This window comes from Pseudoalteromonas sp. SWXJZ10B (assembly GCF_015864475.1).
In the GTDB taxonomy this organism is placed as follows: domain Bacteria; phylum Pseudomonadota; class Gammaproteobacteria; order Enterobacterales; family Alteromonadaceae; genus Pseudoalteromonas; species Pseudoalteromonas arctica.
The window spans coordinates 21,778-43,610 of sequence record NZ_JADYXD010000028.1 but is presented as its reverse complement, the minus strand read 5'-3'; the positions used below and the strand labels follow the sequence as shown (position 1 = coordinate 43,610).

Annotated in this window: 12 protein-coding genes; all 12 read left to right on the top strand. The window is 38.8% G+C overall.

Translation table 11 applies throughout. The annotated features are described in order from the left end of the window. Positions 1-462 precede the first annotated feature (462 nt). Positions 463-1,341 (top strand): NAD(P)-dependent oxidoreductase, encoded by an 879-nt coding sequence (locus I6F54_RS18185; protein WP_007585320.1) that lies wholly within the window; start codon positions 463-465, stop codon positions 1,339-1,341. Between the two features lie 148 nt (positions 1,342-1,489). Further along, positions 1,490-3,748, top strand: coding sequence for a polysaccharide lyase 6 family protein (locus I6F54_RS18180; RefSeq protein WP_197142556.1), 2,259 nt, complete (start codon positions 1,490-1,492; stop codon positions 3,746-3,748). A gap of 5 nt (positions 3,749-3,753) precedes the next feature. Next, entirely contained in the window at positions 3,754-5,964 is a 2,211-nt protein-coding gene (locus tag I6F54_RS18175; RefSeq protein WP_024591531.1) for a heparinase II/III domain-containing protein, read from the top strand. A gap of 5 nt (positions 5,965-5,969) precedes the next feature. Next, positions 5,970-6,314 (top strand): cupin domain-containing protein, encoded by a 345-nt coding sequence (locus I6F54_RS18170; RefSeq protein ID WP_002962963.1) that lies wholly within the window; start codon positions 5,970-5,972, stop codon positions 6,312-6,314. 2 nt (positions 6,315-6,316) lie between these two features. Then, positions 6,317-7,624, top strand: coding sequence for an MFS transporter (locus I6F54_RS18165; RefSeq protein WP_007585328.1), 1,308 nt, complete (start codon positions 6,317-6,319; stop codon positions 7,622-7,624). Between the two features lie 74 nt (positions 7,625-7,698). Then, a complete protein-coding gene (locus I6F54_RS18160; RefSeq protein ID WP_165740803.1) occupies positions 7,699-8,631 on the top strand; it encodes a sugar kinase in 933 nt (310 codons plus the stop codon). Between the two features lie 428 nt (positions 8,632-9,059). Next, positions 9,060-9,677 (top strand): bifunctional 4-hydroxy-2-oxoglutarate aldolase/2-dehydro-3-deoxy-phosphogluconate aldolase, encoded by a 618-nt coding sequence (eda, locus tag I6F54_RS18155; protein WP_007585331.1) that lies wholly within the window; start codon positions 9,060-9,062, stop codon positions 9,675-9,677. 14 nt (positions 9,678-9,691) lie between these two features. Further along, positions 9,692-10,774: a class II fructose-bisphosphate aldolase gene (gene fbaA / locus I6F54_RS18150; protein WP_007585332.1), complete on the top strand. Its 1,083-nt coding sequence runs from the start codon at positions 9,692-9,694 to the stop codon at positions 10,772-10,774. Further along, positions 10,771-11,733: a class 1 fructose-bisphosphatase gene (locus I6F54_RS18145; RefSeq protein WP_010555334.1), complete on the top strand. Its 963-nt coding sequence runs from the start codon at positions 10,771-10,773 to the stop codon at positions 11,731-11,733. Before fbaA ends, I6F54_RS18145 begins: the two co-directional genes overlap by 4 nt. A 462-nt stretch (positions 11,734-12,195) precedes the next feature. Further along, a complete protein-coding gene (locus I6F54_RS18140) occupies positions 12,196-14,928 on the top strand; it encodes a poly(beta-D-mannuronate) lyase (protein ID WP_197142555.1) in 2,733 nt (910 codons plus the stop codon). A 325-nt stretch (positions 14,929-15,253) separates the two neighbouring features. Next, a complete protein-coding gene (locus I6F54_RS18135) occupies positions 15,254-18,286 on the top strand; it encodes a TonB-dependent receptor (protein WP_197120000.1) in 3,033 nt (1,010 codons plus the stop codon). Between the two features lie 524 nt (positions 18,287-18,810). Then, the gene (locus tag I6F54_RS18130; RefSeq protein WP_024591526.1) at positions 18,811-21,774 is read left to right on the top strand and encodes a TonB-dependent receptor; all 2,964 of its coding nucleotides are present in this window, start codon (positions 18,811-18,813) and stop codon (positions 21,772-21,774) included. The last annotated feature ends 59 nt before the right edge of the window (positions 21,775-21,833 follow it).

Sequence of the window (21,833 nt, the reverse complement as noted above, 5' to 3'; positions counted from 1 at the left end):
ATCAATTGTAAATTACCAATTAATGAACCATTTTATTGAATTTTGCATATTTAAATAAAGAACACTCAATTATTGGTCAACCTATTAGTATAAAAAAGTTACTGATTGTTCAACAAAATTTAACCTATGTCTGATTGGGTTTTTCATATCTAACTCTTTGTTTTTGATTGATATTAAATTTATTTGTATGTAATTTGTAAAAATATGGGATTTACTTGGTTAACTTATTGGTTGACAAAAAAGGTGTATGGTAATACAGTTTTTGCATACCAATTGGTAAGTTGCTTGGTTTGAGTGAATACAATGTATTGGTAATTAATCAGAGTTACGTTTTGCACAGGTTAATTTATAAATAACTCAAGCTTAAAGTTACTCTACAAATTGAAACAAAGACACAGCGTATTTTAGAGTAGATTTTACTTGTTCTTATAAAAGTATGCGCCACATATTTAGGAGTTATTCATGTCAAAACCAGTCATCGGTTTCATCGGCTTAGGCTTAATGGGCGGCAACATGGCCGAAAATTTACAAAACAAAGGCTATGAGCTAATTGTTATGGACCTTAGCAAAGATGCGGTTGCAGCATGTGTTGCTAGAGGCGCAAAAACAGCAAGCACTGCTAAAGAGCTAGCTGAAGGTTCAGATATTGTTATGTTTTGTCTTACAACTTCTGCCGTTGTAGAAAAAATCATTTATGCAGAAGACGGTATCCTAGCGGGTATTAAAGAAGGTGCAGTACTAGTTGATTTTGGTACTTCTATTCCATCATCTACTAAAAAAATTGGTGCTGATTTAGCAGCTAAAGGCGCAGGCATGATTGATGCTCCTCTTGGTCGTACACCAGCACATGCTAAAGACGGCCTTTTAAACATCATGGCTGCAGGCGATATTGATACATTCAATAAAGTTAAACCAGTACTAGAAGATCAAGGTGAAAACGTTTTCCATCTTGGCGAGCTAGGTGCAGGTCACACAACTAAGCTTATTAACAATTTTATGGGCATGACTACAGTATGTGCTATGTCACAAGCATTTGCAGTTGCAGAGCTTGCTGGTGTTGACCGTCAACAACTTTTTGACATCATGTCGACTGGTCCATCTAACTCACCGTTTATGCAATTTTGTAAAAACTATGCAGTTGATAATGTTAGTGACCTTGGTTTCTCGATTGCTAATGCAAACAAAGATTTAGGCTACTTCCTACAAATGGTAGAAGACCTAGGTACTGAATCAAAAATCGCTGAAGGTTCATCAGCTAACCTACAAGCAGCGTTTGACGCTGGTATGGGTCAAGGTAACGTTCCTGAAATTTTTGATTACTTCAAAAAGTTAGAAAAGTAATACTTCTCGACCTTATTGAGCGCTTTAGGCTTTTAGCTTAAGGCGCTTTAACACACATGACACCAATTGACTAAAGTCTTTGTGCAATGTCAGCTTTTTAAAATTCTGATGAAGCACTACTTTCAGTCACAACGAAAAAGAGTTAACTATGCGTTTGATTAACACAATAAAGCTTAGTCTAGTTCTCATCGGTTGCATATCCACACAAATAGCGGCCAAAGATTATTTTGTAGAAAGTAAACAAGCTTTTAATGATATCGCAGCTAATCTAGTTGCTGGCGACAAAGTAGTACTTAAAAATGGTACTTGGTCTGACTTCGAAATCCTACTTGAAGGCCAAGGTACAAAAAACTCTCCTATTTTATTGACCGCTGAAACTAACGGCAAAGTAATTTTATCGGGTCAATCTAACCTAAGACTTGCAGGTAAATACCTTGAGGCTTCTGGCTTAGTATTTAAAGACGGCTACACACCGAGCTCAGCTGTAATAGAATTTCGTAAAAACAAAAATGAATTAGCCTACAACTCACGAGTAACAGAAATTGTAATTGATAATTACAGTAATCCAGACAAACGAGAGTCTGATTATTGGGTTGCATTATATGGACAACATAACCGCTTTGATCATAGTCATTTAGTTGGCAAACGAAATAAAGGCGTGACAGTTGCTGTTCGTTTAAACACTCAAGCAAGCCAAGAAAACTATCACCGTATAGATAATAACTATTTTGGCTACCGTCCAACTTTTGGTTCAAACGGTGGTGAAACACTTCGTATTGGTACTAGTCATTACTCATTAACTGATTCACATACATTGGTAGAAAATAACTACTTTGAACGCACCAATGGTGAAGTAGAAATTGTGTCGGTTAAGTCAGGTAAAAACATCCTTCGTAATAACGTATTTTATGAAGCGCGCGGTACATTAACGCTGCGCCATGGTAACGGTAACCTAATAGAAGAAAATATATTTATTGGTAATGGTGTTGACCACACCGGTGGTATCCGCGTTATCAATAAAGACCAAATTGTAAGAAATAACTACCTACAAGGTCTAACAGGGTATCGTTTTGGCAGTGGTTTTACTGTGATGAACGGCGTACCAAATTCATCTATAAATCGTTATCACCAAGTTGAAAATGCGACAATTGAAAACAACACATTTATAAATGTGCGTCATATTCAACTTGCCGCAGGTAGCGATGCTGAGCGTAGCGCTGCACCTAAAGATAGCGTAATGAAAAATAACTTAATCATAAATCAAGATGGTGAACAGCCATTTACAACATTTGATGATGTAAGCGGGCTGGTACTAAGTAACAACATTGCTGATACAAAAGTACTTTCTGAGCTAACGTACGGTGTAAAAAAAGAAAAAATCACGCTTAAAAAAGCAAGTAATGGTCTACTTTACCCAACATCTAAAAGTTTAAATGTAGGTGCAAAGCGCGATTTAAAAGTACTTAAAAAAGAAGATACCGGTGTTAGCTGGTATGCAAAAGTACCTGCTTTAGTTGATTTTGATTCTGGTAAGACACATTCTGTTAAAGCTGATGTAAGTGCATTACTAGACGCTATTGATAATGCACAGTCGGGCGATGTTCTAGAACTAGCGCCTGGCCAGTATGATGTTTCTAAACTGGTTAAAATTGATAAAACGTTGACAATTAAAGCGAAGCAGAACACAAAGTCTAAACTTACTTTTCAACGTTCTACCTTGTTTGAAATACATGATGGCGGCAGCTTAAAACTAGATGGTTTATCTATTTCAGGTGAAAACGCGCCAGATGCAATAGGTAACAGCATTGTTCGTACGCAAAAATGGGGTATGGTTGATAATTACCGCTTTGTAATGACCAACTCAGAGTTAAATGCTTTAGATATTAATCATTCATTCCATTTCTTTATCACTGGTAAAGGTGCAATGGCTGATGAAATTATTCTTACAGGTAATACCTTTAATACAGTAACAGGTGACATTTTACGTCTAAATACTGAAATTGAAGACTTAGGTGTTTATAACGCGGAATACGTTATTGTAAATAATAATACATTTAATGATGTGCAAGGTGGTGTACTTAAGCTTTACCGTGGTGGTACTGATGAAAGTACATTTGGCCCTCATTTTGAAATGACAAATAACACGCTTAATAACGTTGGCCTTGGTAAGCGTAACAAAGAGCAAGCGAGCATTTATGTTCACGGTGTTCAGGTTACTAATATCAAAGATAATAAATTTGTTAAATCTGCTCCTATTGTTGTAGAGCACACAGTAGGCGAGCCTAAAACTGAAATCTCAGACAATACATTTGATGTAACTAAAGCACCAAGTGTTAAAGAACTAAGAGTTAAAGGCCCACATACAGCAGTATTAAAAAATAACAACATTTTAAATAAGGCAGGGTAAATACTATGTACTTATTAAAATGCCAAACAGGTTTTAAAATAGCGGCTGTAGCAGCACTTACATTACTTACATCATTGGGTGCGCATGCAGCGCACCCAAACTTAGTAATTACTACTGATGACGTAAGTCATATGCGTCAAGCAATAGGCAGCGAAGGTAAATTTTCTACTGCGTTTGAGCTATTAAAAGCGCAAGTAGACGAACAAATAGCTCAACCAATTGCGGTACCTGTACCAAAAGATGGTGGTGGTGGTTATACACATGAACGCCACAAGAAAAATTACCAACTTATGTACAACGCGGGCATTATTTATCAATTAAGCCAAGATGATAAATACGCAAACTATGTACGTGATATGTTGCTTGAGTATGCAAAATTATATCCAACACTTGGTCTGCATCCAAAACGTAAAATGGACTCGCAAAATCCAGGTAAGTTTTTTTGGCAAAGCCTAAATGAAGCAATGTGGCTTGTGTACACAATACAAGCTTATGATCTAATTCATGACTCGTTAAATGCCGATAACATTAAAACAATCGAGGATGACTTACTACGTCCTGTTTCGTTGTTCACATCAGTAGGCCAACCCTCTACATTTAATAAAGTACATAACCATGGAACATGGGCAACAGCGGGTGTTGGCATGGCAGGGTATGTATTAGGTGAACCTGAGTGGGTAGAAAAATCATTATACGATTTAGAAAAGTCGGGTAAAGGTGGCTTTATTAAGCAGCTAGAAATGCTGTTTTCACCACAAGGTTACTATAACGAAGGTCCTTACTATCAACGCTTTGCACTATTACCCTTTGTAACGTTTGCTAAAGCGATTGAAAACAACGAACCACAACGAAAAATCTTTGAATATCGCGATGGCATATTATTAAAAGCGATTGATACGACGATTCAACTTAGCTACAACGGTTTGTTTTTCCCAATTAACGATGCAATAAAAAGTAAAGGTATCGATACTATTGAGTTAGTTAATGGTGTAACGGCAGCATATGGCTTAACCAACGATGCGGGTTATTTAGATATTGCTAAGCAACAAGACCAAATAATTCTCTCTGGTGATGGACTAAAAGTAGCTCAAGCACTTGATAACAACATGGCAAAACCTTATTCGTTTAAATCTGTTGCCTTCGGCGATGGTAATGACGGTAAACAAGGTGCTCTAGTTGTAATGAGAACGCAGGTAGGTGGCGATCAAGCTCTACTATTTAAACCTGCTGCACAAGGCTTAGGTCACGGTCATTTTGATAAACTAACATGGCAGTTTTACGACCACGGTAATGAAATTGTATCTGATTATGGCGCAGCACGTTTTTTAAATGTAGAAGCTAAATACGGCGGTCGTTATTTACCTGAAAACGAAACTTACGCTAAACACACGGTTGCGCACAATACGGTAGTGGTTGACGAAACAACGCATTTTAATGCAAATGTTGAAGTAGGAAATAGTAATTACCCTACACTTAACTTTTTCGAAACGAATGAATACGGCACGGTTTCAAGCGGCGAAATAAGCACAGCTTATAAAGGCGTTGATCTTGAGCGTACGCTTGCACTTATTAACTTACCTGAACTACAAAGCACAGTTGCACTTGATATATTTGATGTTGCAGCAAATAAAGCACATCAGCTTGATTTGCCTTTGCATTATAAAGGTCAGCTTATAGATACCAGCTTTGAGCTAAAAGCGAATGCAACACAACTGTCTGCATTAGGTACTAAAAATGGCTACCAGCATCTATGGCTTAAAGCTCAAGCGCAACCTCAAAGTGGTTTAGCTAAAGTAACGTGGTTAAACGAAAATGGTCGCTTTTATACGCAAACGAGTTTGGTTAAAGGTGATGAGTCTTTCTTGTTTACTCAAATAGGCGCAAACGACCCTGATTTTAACTTACGCAACGAAAACGGTTTTATTCGTCGTGTTGAGGGTCAAAAGCATCATAAATTTATATCTGTATTAGAGCCTCACGGTGAATACAATCCAAGTAAAGAATATACGTTAGAAGCTGTTAGTAGAGTTACAAAGCTTGAATATAGTCAGCAGGGCGATTTAACACTTGTTGAACTTGATATTAAAGGCAAGTCATATTTAGTGGCTATTAATAAAGCACCAACCTCAGCTAAAAATACATTCAATTATCAAAATAAAGAGTTCACTTTAAATGGCCGATTAGGCGTTTATATGATGAACAATAATCAGGAGTAAATAGGATGCAAAAGCAAAGCGCAAACTTTTCATTTGGCAACGAGACCGAAATTGAAGATTTAGGAAATGGTCTAAAACGTCAAATGCTAGGTTATAACGAAGAGCTAATGGCTGTTAAAATTTGGTTTGAGAAAGGGGCTATTGGTTATAACCATGCTCACAGACATTCTCAAGTAACGTATGTTGTTGAAGGTGAGTTCCACTTTAACATTGATGGCGTAACTAAAATCTTAAAACCGGGTGATAGCTGCTTAATCCCTCCATTTGCTGATCATGGTGCTACCTGTCCAACAGGTGGAATCCTGATTGATACCTTTAGCCCAGCGCGTGAAGACTTTCTTGAGGATTAATTATGCAACTTAAAGGCTTACGTTGGTGGGTTATAGCGCTAATTGCGCTAGCTACCATTATTAACTATATCGACCGTCAAGCACTTAGTGTGCTTTGGCCGGACATTGTTGAAGATTTGTTCCCTGATGAATCAGCATTAGAGCGTAAACAAATATACGCTAATATTTCAATTGTGTTTGTATTTGCTTATGCATTTGGTCAAGCCATATTTGGTAAAATATTTGACTGGGTAGGCACACGCTTCGGTTTTGTTCTATCGATAGGTGTTTGGTCTATTGCAACCGTTGCACATGCATTTGCACAAGGTGTGCTTAGCCTTAGTATTTTTCGCGCAATCTTAGGTGTAGCAGAAGCTGGTAACTGGCCGGGCGCAGCTAAAGGTAATGCTGAATGGTTTCCTACTAAAGAGCGTGCCTTAGCACAGGGTATTTTTAACTCTGGCGCTGCTATTGGCGGTATTATTGCTATTCCTTTAATTGCTTATTTAACTATCTACTTTAGCTGGCAAATGGTGTTTGTTTTTGTGGGCGTATTAGGTTTTCTTTGGTTAGTGCCTTGGTTAATTTTGGTTAAAGCGCCGCCTAGCTCTCATCCTTGGCTTACTGCCGAAGAGCGTGAATATATCTTAACAGGTCAAAGACGTGTTGATGATAATGGCGATGTAACAGGTGAAGACGAAGAAGAATATAACCCTTCAACTGCTGAGTTACTTTCTCGTAAGCAAAGCTGGGGTGTAATTATTGCCTCTGCTGCGATTGACCCTATTTGGTGGTTATTTGTTTTTTGGATACCTATTTACCTAAACGAAGTATACGGCATGGATGTTAAGTCTATTGGTATATATGGTTGGGTACCTTATGTTGGCGCTATGTTTGGTGCTTGGTTTGGTGGCTTATTAGCTCAAAACCGACTCAAAGCCGGTTGGAATACAGATAAAACACGTAAGCTAACTATAACGCTGGGCTGTTTAATTATGTTACCTGCGTTACTTGCAATGGCAAATCCAGGCGGACCAACGACAGCGGTACTAATTATGGCTGTTATATTATTTGGTTTTCAAACTGCAATTGGTAACGTGCAAACACTACCAAGTGATTTGTTAGGCAAAAAAGCTGTAGGTACATTATCAGGTTTCTCTGGTATGGCGGCAAAACTTGGTGCTGTAGGCCTTACATCGCTTGTGCCTATTCTTACTGCTGATGGTAATTATACGCCAGCATTTGTTATTGGTGCTTCTTTAGCCATTATAGCAATGGCAGCTGTTTGGATTTTAATTCCAAAAATAGAACCTCTTAAAAAGCCTCAATAATCTAGATAATAACTGCTATGCCAACATGTTTTGTATAAGCGCATAGCAGTTAACTACATAGGGTAACTTCCAAGATGAAAAATATTTACTTTATCGGTGAATGCATGGTCGAGCTTAGAGCTATGAGCGCAGCCACACTACACCAATCATTTGCAGGCGATGTTTATAATTCTGCAGTGTATTTAAAACGTTGCTTCCCGCAGGTTACTACTTCGGTTGTTACGGCTTTAGGTCAAGATAATTTAAGTAAAAAAATGCTAGAACGCTTTGAAAGTGAACAAATAAATACACAACTCGTATTTGCTCACGATACCAAAGTACCTGGCATGTATTACATAGAAACCGATGAGCATGGTGAGCGTAGCTTTATTTATTGGCGTAATGATTCTGCAGCTAAAAAGGTTGTTGATTTTTTAGATGCTGATGCACTCGAGCAGCTTAGCCAAGGTGATATGTTTTTCTTTTCAGGAATTTCATTAGCAATAATTGAAAAAAGTGCACGTGAGCATTTTTGGAAAGTTGTAAAGCAGCTCAAAGATGCTGGGGTTAAAATAGTTTTTGATCCTAACTACAGAGCGCGTTTGTGGAATAGTGTAGAGGAAACTAAAGAGCAATATCATTTAGCCTTTACGCTTGCAGATATTACCCTACCTGGCGTTGAAGATTTAACAACACTTTATGACGTTCATAGCGTAGAAGCGGTTGTTGAATATTTAAAACCTTACCAAATTGAAGAAATTGTTGTTAAAAATGGCCCTGAATCGGTAGTGACAAAAGAGGGCAATACTCTTCAAAGCCACACTATAATACCGGTAACAAATGTTGTAGATACGACATCCGCAGGCGATGCTTTTAACGGTGTTTACTTAGGTGCTCGTTTATCTGATAAACCAATTTCGAGTGCTGTACAACTTGCTGCAAAAGCCGCCGGTGCGGTTATACAACAGCCAGGCGCTATTGCTCCAAAAGATATATTTCAGCTAGCAATGGTTGAAGCTGGTATCTGATACCAATTTTATTAAAAACATGATCACCTTAGCGTATTAAATAACTCACTAACTACGTTAAAAATTATTTATATAGAACAACTATGTATCATAATTTTAGCCTTGTTATTGAGCTATTTTCTTGTCGCTATAATAGCTCATTAATTTAATGCAATTGGTATAACAAAATAATTAACCTGAACTCTGGTTAAGAGATTTACTAACATATTGAATCATGGTGATATTTAAAATTATTTTCTCTAGCTAGAGATTTTCAGTGAAAACAAGGCGAATTTACGCGTCAATAGCGGGCCTATTGCAAGTAAATTCAACGCAGTTAGCGCTGAAAATAGCTGCTTGAGATAGATTTATTATCTAGAGTTCAGGTTAATCAAACATTAAAGGCCGCCATACCTCGGCCGCATTACTTTTTATAAAGGAACAACGTTATGACTCGCTTTTCTGAACTTATGTCAGGACAAACACTGCTACCTATAATTCAAGCTGATACGCCAGAGCAAGGTGTTCAAATAGCGAAAGCTATGGCTAACGCTGGCCTTACTTTAGTTGAAGTAGTACTAAGAACAGAGGCTTCTTTAGAAGCATTAAAAGCTATTAAGGCACAAGTGCCAGAGCTAAAAGTCGGTGCGGGTACAGTCATAAATACTGACATTTTAGAGCAAGCACTTGAAGCGGGTTCTGACTTTATTGTAACGCCAGCGGTTTCTCCTGCATTACTTACAGCACTTGCTAAATGTAATGTGCCGGTACTTCCTGGTGTATCAAACACCGGTGATATTTTAATGGCACTTGAATATGGCTTTGAAGAGCAAAAATTATTCCCGGCTTCGCTTGCCGGAGGAGCACCTTTTGTATCAGCTGTGTCGTCAGTATTTAGAGCAGTCAGCTTTTGCCCTACAGGCGGCGTTAGCGAAAGTAACAAAATGGACTATCTTTCTTTAAATAATGTATTCGCCGTTGGCGGTACTTGGATAGCGAAAAAAGAGTGGGTTGAACAAGAAAATTGGCAAGCAATTACTGATTCTTGTATCCAGGCTTTAAAATAGAAAGGATTTCATAAATGAATTATTTAGCCCCAACAATACTGCCAGGCGTAATCGTTGGCGATGAAGTAAGTGCTGTGTATGAACATGCGCGTACTAATCAATATGCGTTGCCAGCGGTAAATGTTGTTAGTACAACATCTATAAATGCAACGCTAGAAGCTGCTAAAAAGAAAAACTCGCCCGTTATTATTCAGCTTTCTAATGGTGGAGCTCAATTTTTTTGTGGTAAAAGCTTATCTTTACCAGAGCAACAATCAGCAGTGCTTGGGGCGGTAAGTGCTGCAAGATATGTACATTCAGTGGCAGCACATTATGAAGTAGCAGTGATGCTTCATACTGATCACGCAGCTAAAAAGCTACTACCTTGGATTGATGGTTTGCTTGATGAAGGTGAAAGACACTTTGAACTGACTGGCAAACCACTGTTTAGCTCGCATATGATTGATTTGTCAGAAGAGCCTTTAGAAGAAAATATCGAAATTTGTGAACGTTACTTAACGCGTATGGCAAAAATAGGTATGACGCTTGAAATTGAGCTTGGCTGCACGGGCGGCGAAGAAGACGGTGTTGATAACTCACACCTAGACAGCTCTTCTTTATACACTCAGCCTGAAGATGTTGCATTTGCTTACGAACGTTTAAGTCGTATTAGCCCTAATTTTATAATTGCAGCGTCTTTTGGCAATGTTCACGGTGTATATAAGCCGGGTAACGTTGTTCTTACACCAACTATTTTAAAAGATTCACAAGCTTACGTATCAGAAAAATTTAATCTACCAAGCAACTCAATTAACTTTGTATTTCATGGTGGTAGTGGTTCTGAGTACGATAAAATTGCAGAGTCTTTAACCTATGGTGTAGTTAAAATGAATATTGATACCGATACGCAATGGGCGTGTTGGACAGGTATTTTAGACTACTACAAAGATAACCAAGCATACCTACAAGAGCAAATTGGTAACCCTGATGGGGATGATAAGCCAAACAAAAAATACTATGACCCTCGCGTATGGTTGCGTCATTCAGAGCAAAGTATGGTTGCAAGACTAGAGCAATGCTTTGACGATCTAAATTGTGTAAATAGGTATAGCGCATGAAAAGACTAAATACAGTATTAAAAGAAGACGGTGTAGATACCGATCTTATTTTACTTATTCGCACAATTTTAGCGACCAGTAAAGAAATTGCTTTTCGAGTAAGCCAAGGTGAATTAGCCGGTGTTTTAGGTTCAACATTGAATGAAAACATCCAAGGTGAAGTTCAAAAAAAGCTAGATGTAATTGCAAACCAACTACTTAAAGACATACTACTTGACGACAGCAGCGTTCGATCAGTTGCATCAGAGGAAGAAGATCATGCGGTAGGTGGCCATCCTGAAGGTAAGTTTATTGTTGCTTTTGACCCACTAGATGGCTCTTCTAATATTGATGTTAATGGGCAAATAGGCACTATATTTACTATTTACTTAGCCCGTGACGATGTTGCCTTCGACAGCGACGAGCAATTTAGTCAGCCTGGTGTAAATCAAGTATGTGCAGGCTATGTGTTATACGGCCCTTCATCATTACTTGTAATGAGTACTGGCGGTCCAACGCGTTGTTATACATTAGACTCAACGCATGGCGGTTATCTACTGACAAATAAGCAGTTAAGTGTGCCAGAGCAGAGTCGTGAATTTGCCGTTAATATGGCTAACTACCGTTATTGGGACGAACCGACACAAGTGTATTTTGATAAATTGCTTTACACCTGTGAAAGCTTTGAAAAAAGCTCAATGCGCTGGAATGCAGCGATGGTAGGCGACGTTCATCGTATATTATGCCGAGGCGGGTTATTTTTGTATCCGCAAGATAAACGCAGTGGTAACGATAACGGAAAAATAAGACTGCTTTATGAAGCAAACCCGTTAGCGCTTTTAGTTGAAAACGCAGGTGGTAAAGCAACCTCTAGAGGAACGCGTATTTTAGATATTGCGCCAACTAGCTTGCATCAACGTGTGCCTGTTGCTTTGGGCTCAAATGAGCCTGTAGAGTTTTATAATAACGCTATTTTATAAACCAGTACTTAATAAAAAAGGGGCAAGAAAATAGCCCCTTTTTTACCCTTATTTTTCATTCTCTCTGTAAATAATCCTTTTTATACAAACTCACTTCATTTCTTAATTTTCTTATAGTCTTCAAATAAGAATACTTCATATATATTAAATAAATCTGATTTACTTAACCCCATGTAAAACCAATTTTTTACTCTAAGGTTATGTATTTTCGCAGTAATTGTGCATGATTGAATTCAATTTTTGACCTGCGATAACAGTACAGGGTTAACTTTATGTTTATTTGTTGTTATTTAACTGGGTGGATGTAGTGGAAAAAGTTATTTTATTATGGTTATATTACCAAGTTGGTTAACAATTTATTTGCAATTTAAATGAATTTGGTAATAAACGCATGATTTATTTGGTAACACACACAATAGATAACCAAATATTAAAACCATAAATTTGGAGAATAGAGCCACCATGAAATTAAAACATTTTGCGCTATGCGCTATTGCAGCTGCAATAGTTGGTTGTGACACAAACTCAAACAACAATGACAACAACTTGGGCTCTATTGCTCTTAGTGGAACTGTTACAAGCGGACAAACATTAACAGCTGAAGTTAGTGACCCTGATGGTATCTCAGGTGACGTGACTTACTATTGGTATGCAGATGGTGAGGCAATTACAGGTGCAAATAGCGCTTCGTTTACACTGACTGACGATCAGATAGGGTTACCAATTACAGTTCAAGGGCTTTATACCGATGATGGCGGTATCAATGAATCGCATATTACAGATCCAACCGCAGATGTTGCCGCAATCGCATTCCCTGCAAGTTTAACTATTACGGGCGACGCTCTAGTTGGTTCGCAACTAACAGCCAATGTAGCTGACGAAAATGGCTTTGATGGCGATACAGTAACTTATAAATGGTTTGCTGATGACATAGAGATTGCAGATGAAGCACTTTCAACGCTTACGTTAACAGACGCACAGTTTGGTACAGTTATAACAGTTAGTGCATCTTTTGAAGATAGCCGTGGGTTTAACGAGTCTGTGACTTCAGCGGGTACAGAGGTTGTAGCACGAACAAACTCAGAAGGCGAAGTTACAATTAGTGGCACGCCAACCGTTGGTAATATATTAACAGCAGAAGTTGCTGATACCGACGGGGCAACAGGAGATATTACTTACCAATGGCTTGCTGACGCACAAGAGATAGATGGCGCAACACAAAGCACCTTTACAGTTGATGCATCACTTTTAGGTCAAAAGATAAGTGTTCAAGTTGCTTACACAGATGATAATGGATTTATCGAGGATAATACATCAGAGGAAACAATTGCTGTTTCTGCTGTTGCGGTTGACGAAGCCGGTAGCGTCGCCATTATGGGCGTAGCGCCTTATTTGACAAGTGGCGAGTTAACCGCTGAGATAACTGATAACAACGGTGTTGAAGAGGCAAACGTTACTTATACTTGGTCTGCTGATGGCGTTGAAGTAGCCGACAGTAATAGTAAAACATTTACACCTTCTGCTTACGCTGGCTCAATAATGTCGGTAAAAGCTACGTATACAGATAACGATGGTTTTGCGAGTGAGGTTACAAACTCACTTGATACATTAGTTTACACACAATTAGTTAGTAACCCTGAAGCACTCCTTGGTGCTATAAGTGGTGGTTTAGCTGATGGTGATGTTATTGGCTTAAACACCGGTGTTTATGCTGATATGGACGCAGTTTTATTAACCAGTGCAGTAACGCTTCGCGCTGTAGAAGGTCAAACTCCTGTACTTAGCGGTGAATTATGTGTGCATGTAGCTGCTGGAGTAGATGGCGCTGGATTAACAGGGCTTACCTTTAAGAATATAGATACTAAAGCGGGTGCATTTTGTGAAACCGAAGAAGGTGCTGTTATTTACTCAGAAGGGGATAACTTTACTTTTTCGCAAAACACGATGGATGGAGAAGAAGCTACACTCAATAACTCTGAATACCATTGGCTGATGATAAAAGGTCAAAGCGCGTTGGTTGAGCGAAATACATTCTCTAATCGAAATGTAGCAGAAAAAGGGTCTGTGATAAAAATATCATCATCAAGCTCTGATCACGTTATTCAATATAATTTATTTAGTGACAGTGATAATCCAAACTTTGGGCAATCAAGTTTATATTTAATTAATGCAGGTAGTACAACGGGTAGCGGTGCAGCTGATGATGCAAACTTTACTATTCAGTATAACCGCGTAGAAAACTTTGTAACGGGTCGTCGTTTAATTCGAGTACAAACTTCTGGTGCAACCATCAAAGGCAATACAATTGTAAATCCTAATGGGGGTATCTCTTTGGAAGATGGTGGATTTAACAGTGTTACAGACAACATTATTATTCGTACTACAGATATAGCGAGCTCATCAGATAGACCTGCCGGTATTTTAATAACACCGCTTGGGCATACAGTGAGCAATAACTATATTGCAGGCATCCGCTCAGCTAACAAAGAAGCGGGCGGTATTGTATTTACTGCAAATCCATTTTCGCAAGCTGATGGCGGAGTACCAAAGTCAGGTAATCAAGCCGTTCTTGATGGTGCCGGTGATTTTACACTTAACGTAACTAACAATACGGTTTTAAACTCACAACAGCCAATCGTATTTAGCACAGAAGTACATGATAATTCAAACGTTAGTGATTGTGATGAGTTAACGGTCGTCAATAATCCAACCCTATACGGTCTAACCAAAAATGCGTTTGTTATCAACTTTAATGGAAATTTAATTGCAAACGGTTTAGGCGATCAAACAGACGAAGATACAATAAACAGCAGTGCTACAACTCAAGGCCTATTTTACCCAAATACACTTGATAGTGACCATGCTTTTGAATATGACTGTGACTTAATTAATCATGATAGTTCGGTGCTAAGTAATAACTTTGGTTATATGGATAGTCGAGTATCAGGCGATGCAAGCGGTGACTGGGTTGAAATTAGAAAACTAAATGGTAATGGCGCATTCGATACTGATGGTGCAATTGACCAAGACCCAGCAACTAATGGCAAAGAAGTACTTGAGTACGTTACAGCAACAAGTACGTTATTAGAAACTGACCCTGCAGGCCTTCAGGCAGAGGCGGGTGCTAAAGGTCTTCATTATATTCAATCATCTGAAGTCGGTGTTGGATCTACATGGAAAATACAAAACGATTAAATAACCAATTAATCAGTTAACTTTTAAAAGCCCCAAATTTGGGGCTTTTTTATTATTCATTAATAATCACCACACTTTTCTCAACCTACATTACCCATTTATAAACTAGTTTAGAGCGGTTTATATTCTAGTAAAAAACCTGCCTGACCTACTGGTAATGCCGCTAAGTTAAAATTGGTATACCTTATGGTAATATTAAAGCGTCAAATTGGTTGATCATCGTGCTGCGTTTAAGTATATTAACGTCAAAGGTCACATAAAATATACATAAGCATAACAAGCTAACACACTAAAATCACACAACAACAACCAGCGGAGAATTCAAATGTCGTTGAAGTCACGAGATAACAATAATTCTACAACAGGGCAGTTTGCAATGCGCCCAGTTGCAAAATGGGTAAGAACAGCGGTCATCGCAGGTATGGCAAGTTCTTGCGTATTTACAGCAAGCGCACAGGAAGATCAGGGAAAAGCGACAGAAGTTGAAGAAGACGTTGAAATAATTAGTGTTACAGGTACACGTAGAACGATTCAAGACCAAATAGCAATTAAACGTGAAGCAACAACGGTAGTTGATGGCCTGTCATCTGAAGATATTGGTGATTTACCAGCACTGTCTATCGGTGAAGCACTGGAATCAATTACAGGTGCTGCATCTCACCGTGAAAACGGTGGTGCAACAGAAATCACTATTCGTGGTCTTGGTCCATTTTTAAGTGCAACGCATATCAATGGTCGTGAAGCGACTAATGGTAGTGGTGACCGCTCAGTTAACTTTTCGCAGTTTCCGTCTGAACTTGTAAAAAAAGTAGCAATTTATAAAACGCAAGATGCGTCAATGATTGAAGGTGGTGTTGCAGGTGTTATTGCACTTGAAACTATAACTCCACTTGATTTTGGCAAGCAACGTGTATCAGCTGAAGTTAAATTAAACTACAACCCTGATGAAGGTAATGTAGATAACTCACTTCAAAGTGACGCGGGTTACCGTGGCACGTTTAGTTATGTAGACCAGTTTGAATTTGATAACGGCCAAGCCGTTGGTGTGTCTTTTGGTGTACAGCGCCAAGATATTAGCCAACCAGAAGCTGAATACAGAAGTTCGAGCCCATCAGGTTCTTCATTATGGGCGTGTTTAAACGATCCTAATAATACCAACGAAGGTTTTTATCGCAGTAGCGCAGGTGACTGTGAAGATCAAGTAAGCGGCAGTAAAAATCAAGGTTACGATACAAAAATTGATCCTGATACAGGTAAAGCAGTAAGTGATGGGACTCCTTATGCTTGGACTGGCAGTAGCCGAAGCTACCGTCAAAACGAGACATCAGATGAACGTGATGCAATGTTTTTTGCACTGCAATATCAACCTTCAGCTGATTGGGATGTTAACTTTGATGCACAAATTTCAGATAGAACACAAAAAGAAGCACGCCACGATTTAATCTTTTTACAAAAACGTGCAACACCAGGCGTAACCGGTCCAACACTTGTTACTAATGATGTTGGCGGTATCCTTCATTGGGAAGGCGAAGAGCGAATTGAATCTGCAGGTGAGCAATTTTCTCGTGAAGAAAACTACCAAGGTTACGGCATAAATATAGAACATACAGTTACCGATAGATTAACTGTTGACTTAGATTTAGCGTATTCAAAAACAGAACGCGAAGAACTTCAAATATCTAACCGTGGTAGAACATCAGGTCGTAATTTCTTTTCTTGGGATATGGGCGATGAGATCCCTCATTTCACACTGACAGACTTTGACGTAACAGATATTTCAAACTTTACAGATAGCCTAAGAACACGACTTGACCGTGAAAATGTTCGTGAAAACGAAGTTATCTCAGCGCGACTAGATTTTGACTATACCTTAGATGGCAATGTTTTCACCAGTATTCAAGGTGGTATTAGAACATCTGAAATGACCTTCCTACAGTATGGTGGTAGCCAAGGTAACGGTTCACGAAATGAATACACACTAGACTCTGGTACTGAAGCGCTTGACGTATTACAAGGTTGTCAAATCGATTTCCCTGAATCAGGCTTTTTATCAAGTGTATCTGATGGCGATATCGTAACAAATGTTGATAGTGACGGTAACGTTGTAGATAGCGGTACAGGTTCATCATGGGCTACATACGACAACGTATGTTTCTCACAAGCTGTAGCTGGTTCTAACGCTGATGGTGTGTTTGCTTACCCAGAAGTTGAATATGAAAATGCAGGTACAATTGATGTAACAGAAAAAACCACATCAGTGTACTTAATGGCGAATTACGATACTGAAATGTTTGGTAAATTCATTCGCGGTAACTTTGGTCTTCGTATTGTAGACACAGAAGTAACTTCGATTGGTTTTAGAAATAGCTTTGACGTAGTAACAAGCGACACCGGTGTACTTTCTCTGGTTGAATCTGATAATGGTTCATTGGATAAAATTAAAAGCGGTGGTGACTACACGAAGTATTTACCAAGTTTTAACCTAGTTATTGACTACAGTGAAGATATTTTATTCCGTGCAGGTATATACCGTGGTATGTCACGCGCAGATCCATCTGATTTAGGTTACAGCCGTACATTCCAAGAAGATACAGAAGGTACAGCAACATCAATTAGCGATTTATTAGTGGGTGTAAATGGCTCTGGTAACCCGGACACTCAACCGCTTATGTCGTGGAACTACGATGCTGCGTTTGAATGGTACCCTAACGAAGATTCAATCTTAGCGTTAAGCTTATACTACAAACAGTTCAACGGTGGTTTTCAACAACAAACAGTAATTGAAGATTTTACTGTTGCCGGTGAAACTGTTTCATTACCAATTACTAACTCTGTTACATCAGATGAAGACAGTGAAATATTAGGTCTTGAAGCTTCATTTTCTTACCGCTGGGATAATGGCATCGGTATGAAATTTGGTTACAACTATGCAGACACTGATTTTGAGTTCCAAGATAGCTTATACGGCGATACGTTTGAGACTGACGTAGATGGTAATACTACACAGTTAACTGACGGTATTATTGAGTCGGCTTCAGTACCTGGTTTCTCAAAGCATGTATTTAGCAGTCAGCTATACTACCAAATTGGTGGATTTGATACTGCTGTTATTTACAAATATCGTAGTGAGTATTTCCAACCATATACTACAAATGGTACTCGACTTCGTTATGTTGATGGCGTAGGCGTATGGGAAATGCGCGCATCATACAAAATTGATGAGCACTTTAGAGTTAAAGCAGAAGCAATTAACTTGTTCAGTGCACCTAAATCACAAGACTTCTTTGTTGAAGGTAACCTAGGTGAAGTGAATGACTACGGCCCACGTTTATTCTTAGGTTTAAGTTACAAGCTGTAATAATAGTTAAACATTAAATCACATTAAAAAGGCGGTTTTACCGCCTTTTTTGATCCTCAAATTCTTCAATTTTATATTTTCGATAACATCAACAAACAGTACTTAAAAAACTCACTCCTAAATTACGCTACTTGACTAAAAACAATTAAATTGGTTAACCAATGATGCTGTTTATTCAGCACGCCCAACATCATCGGTTTCTCCTGCCTAAATTATTTCATTTTTAAAACGATAACTATTCTAACCTTTGTTATTGACAGCCCTATTTCTAATAGAATTTAAAAACTATAAATAACATCAACTTAAAATGTAAGTTTTGCTTTTAACTTGAAATTTAGTTAGGTTTTTCTATTTTGGTAATAACATATTGCATAATATTTGATCTAAATTCATTACCAAAAGGTTGACCTTTGTAGGTGTGGGTGTAAATATAAAGTTAAGACTTTGTAATAAGAAAGGGCTTTTAATAAAAACAATAAAGTAGCTGGTTAAACATAGCATTTCACACACACAGGAAAAAAACTATGAGTCACAAGTTATCTAAAATTACACTGGCAGTTATATCGGCAACCGCACTTGGTATGTCTTTGTCTACACAGGCGCAAGAAGCTCCAAAAAAAGCTGCGGACGATCTTGAGGTTATCGAGGTTTCAGGTATTAGACAATCGCTTACAAATGCGCTTGCACAAAAGCGTTCAGCAGATAGCCTTGTTGAAATTATCGAGGCTGTAGATATTGGTAAGCTACCAGATCAAAACCTCGCAGAAGTACTTGAAAACGTAACAGGGATTCAAATTACCCGTGAAGCAGGGGTAGGTACGGGCGTTCAAATTCGTGGTACCAATGCCAATCGTACAGAAGTGAACGGCGTATCAACAGTTGGCTCAGGGTCTGGGCGAAGTGGCATTAGTTTTGAAGATGTATCAGCTGCAATTATCTCTGGTGTAGAAGTAATTAAGTCACCAGAAGCAAAAACAATCGAAGGCTCTGTGGGCGCAACAATAAACCTTAAAACAATTCGCCCGTTACAGTTAAATGAAACTCTAGGCTCAATTAGAGTCCAAGGTGAAGATAGTAGCTTATCAACAGATGGCGTGACCCCTAGGGTATCAGGTGCTTGGGGTGATAACTGGGAGCTTGATTCGGGCGGTAAGTTTGGTGTTGTATTTAGTGGTAGTTACAGTGAGCAAGACGTAACCGCATTTCGTCCTCGCGCAGATAGAGATAATTCGGTAGCCGCTGATAGTGGTGCTGCAAGTGCACAATCGTTTGATTTTCTACCAGTACAATTTTTAATTCAAGATTACGATAATTACGAATACGAGACAAAAAACTTCGCAGGTACATTTGAATATGCACCAAACGATAATATGAAATTCTTTTTTGATGCAGTTGTTAATGATCAAGAGCGCCGCCAAGAAAGCTCAAGAGTACAAGCATCTGGTCTAAGTGATCTTAGAAATGTATCAATACCGAGTGAATTTGAAACAGTTAATTTTGGTTCACTGGACGGACAAAACCTAGGCAGTATACAAGCGGCCGTAAGAGGCGTAATTCCGGTTGAAGACGGTGGTGGCGATCCTAACTTGCGTTTTTCTAGCGATACTAATTCACGCATCACAAAGAGCAAAATATTTAGAATAGGGGGCGAATGGCAAGGCGATAGATTATTTGCAAGTGTTGAAGCCTCAACCTCTCGTTCTGATTCAACTACACCAAGCTTTAATACAACGCTTAATTTTATAAATCCAAATGTTGCTACTAATTCTTCAAATGAAAACGGGACTCCTTTTGAGTATGATCTTACAGGTGATGCACTTACGTTTGGGATTGCAACGGGAGAGGCAAACGCGCCAACAATGGCTCAATTGCTCGACCCTGCAAATGTTGTTCTACGTGACGTAAACCAAGGGCAAGATGAGTCAGAGAATACAGAAGATGCGTTTCGTACAGATTTTACATATTACTTAGATGATGTAATAACGTCAGTCGATTTTGGTTACCGCTATAGTAAAACGAGTAGTGTGTCGGATCAAGTTCGCTCTAACGTTGGTTTAAGAAATATGGCTGATAGCCCAACGGGTGATTTATTTGCACAATTATTAACAGCGGGCCCAGATAACTTTAACGATGGTGATGGGCGAGCACTCTATATTCGTGATTTCTTACTTATAAACCCAGAGCTTGCATCCTCTGATCCACAAGCCGTATTAGCAGCGCTTAACCAAGCGATTGAAGCTAATAATGCAATAACGGGTTCTGATCGCGGTCCAATAAGCTCACCAACGTCTCAAGTAAATGCATTTTTTGATATTGAAGAAGAAACACATGCCTTATATGCACAAGCAAATTTTGAGTATGGCATGTTTCGCGGTAACTTTGGCCTACGTTATTTAGAGACTGAAGTTACATCGCTAGGTAACTCTGTTACTCAAGATGGAAGTGGCAACGAACTGGTTACTCAGCTAACGTCAAAAGGTGATTACGATTTCTTTTTACCTCGATTCAATTTAGCCGCGAATGTAAGTGAAGATGTGATTGTTCGTTTAGGTTGGTCAAAAGATATTAGACGCCCAGATTTTGATGACCTATCTACATCTGTTACGTTTGGCACAAGCCCTAATAGTGCCGTTTCAATTGGTAATTCAGGCTTAGCACCAGAAGAAGTAACCTCTTTCGATATATCCACAGATTGGTATTTTGCACCCGCTGCTTTGTTAAGTGTGGGGTACTTTCATAAAACACGTAGCGATTTGCACGTTACACAGCAAGTTGACCCATTTGAAGACCCAAGCACAGGCTTTCGCGATACAAATGGTCCAGAGTGTGAAGGAGGCGGCATATTTAATCCAATTGCAGACATAAACGTGTTTGGCCCAGATGCTGGCGTAGGGTTATGTGTACCAACACAAACTACTATTAATGATTCTGGTGAAACAACACAGCAAGGTATTGAGCTTGCAGCTCAATACGACTTATCAAGTTTTGAAAAAGAGCTAGGTTGGGCATCAGGTTTTGGTGTGGTTGCTAACTATACCTATCAAGAATTTTCTGGTGGTGAATCATTTGACACTGCAACGAGTCGTGCAAATGCTGTTTTTGCATTAACAACCGGTAACCCGGATGCAGACATAAGTGCTAAGCAATCACTCATTGATCTGTCAGAAAACGCATATAATATTACATTTTACTATGAGAAATACGGTCTATCTGCTCGAGCGCGTTACACGTGGCGCGAAGGGTACCGTTCAACTGACTTTGGTAGCACCTCAAGCTTCCCATGGGGTTTCCCTGTTGTTCAAGAAGACAGAGGGCAGCTTAATGCCAGCATAAGTTATGATGTGAACGATCAGCTAAATATCGGTATTGAAGCTGTAAACTTAACTGAATCAGAAGTTAGCCAGTCTTGTGTTAACGAAGGTGCTTTACTTTGTTTCCAAGGTATTACAGACCGCCGTATTACATTTGGCGCAAGCTATAGATTTTAAACGTTATAGTTAAATCGAGTCTATAAGTGTGTGTATTTAAAGACGCTAAAAGCAAGCCA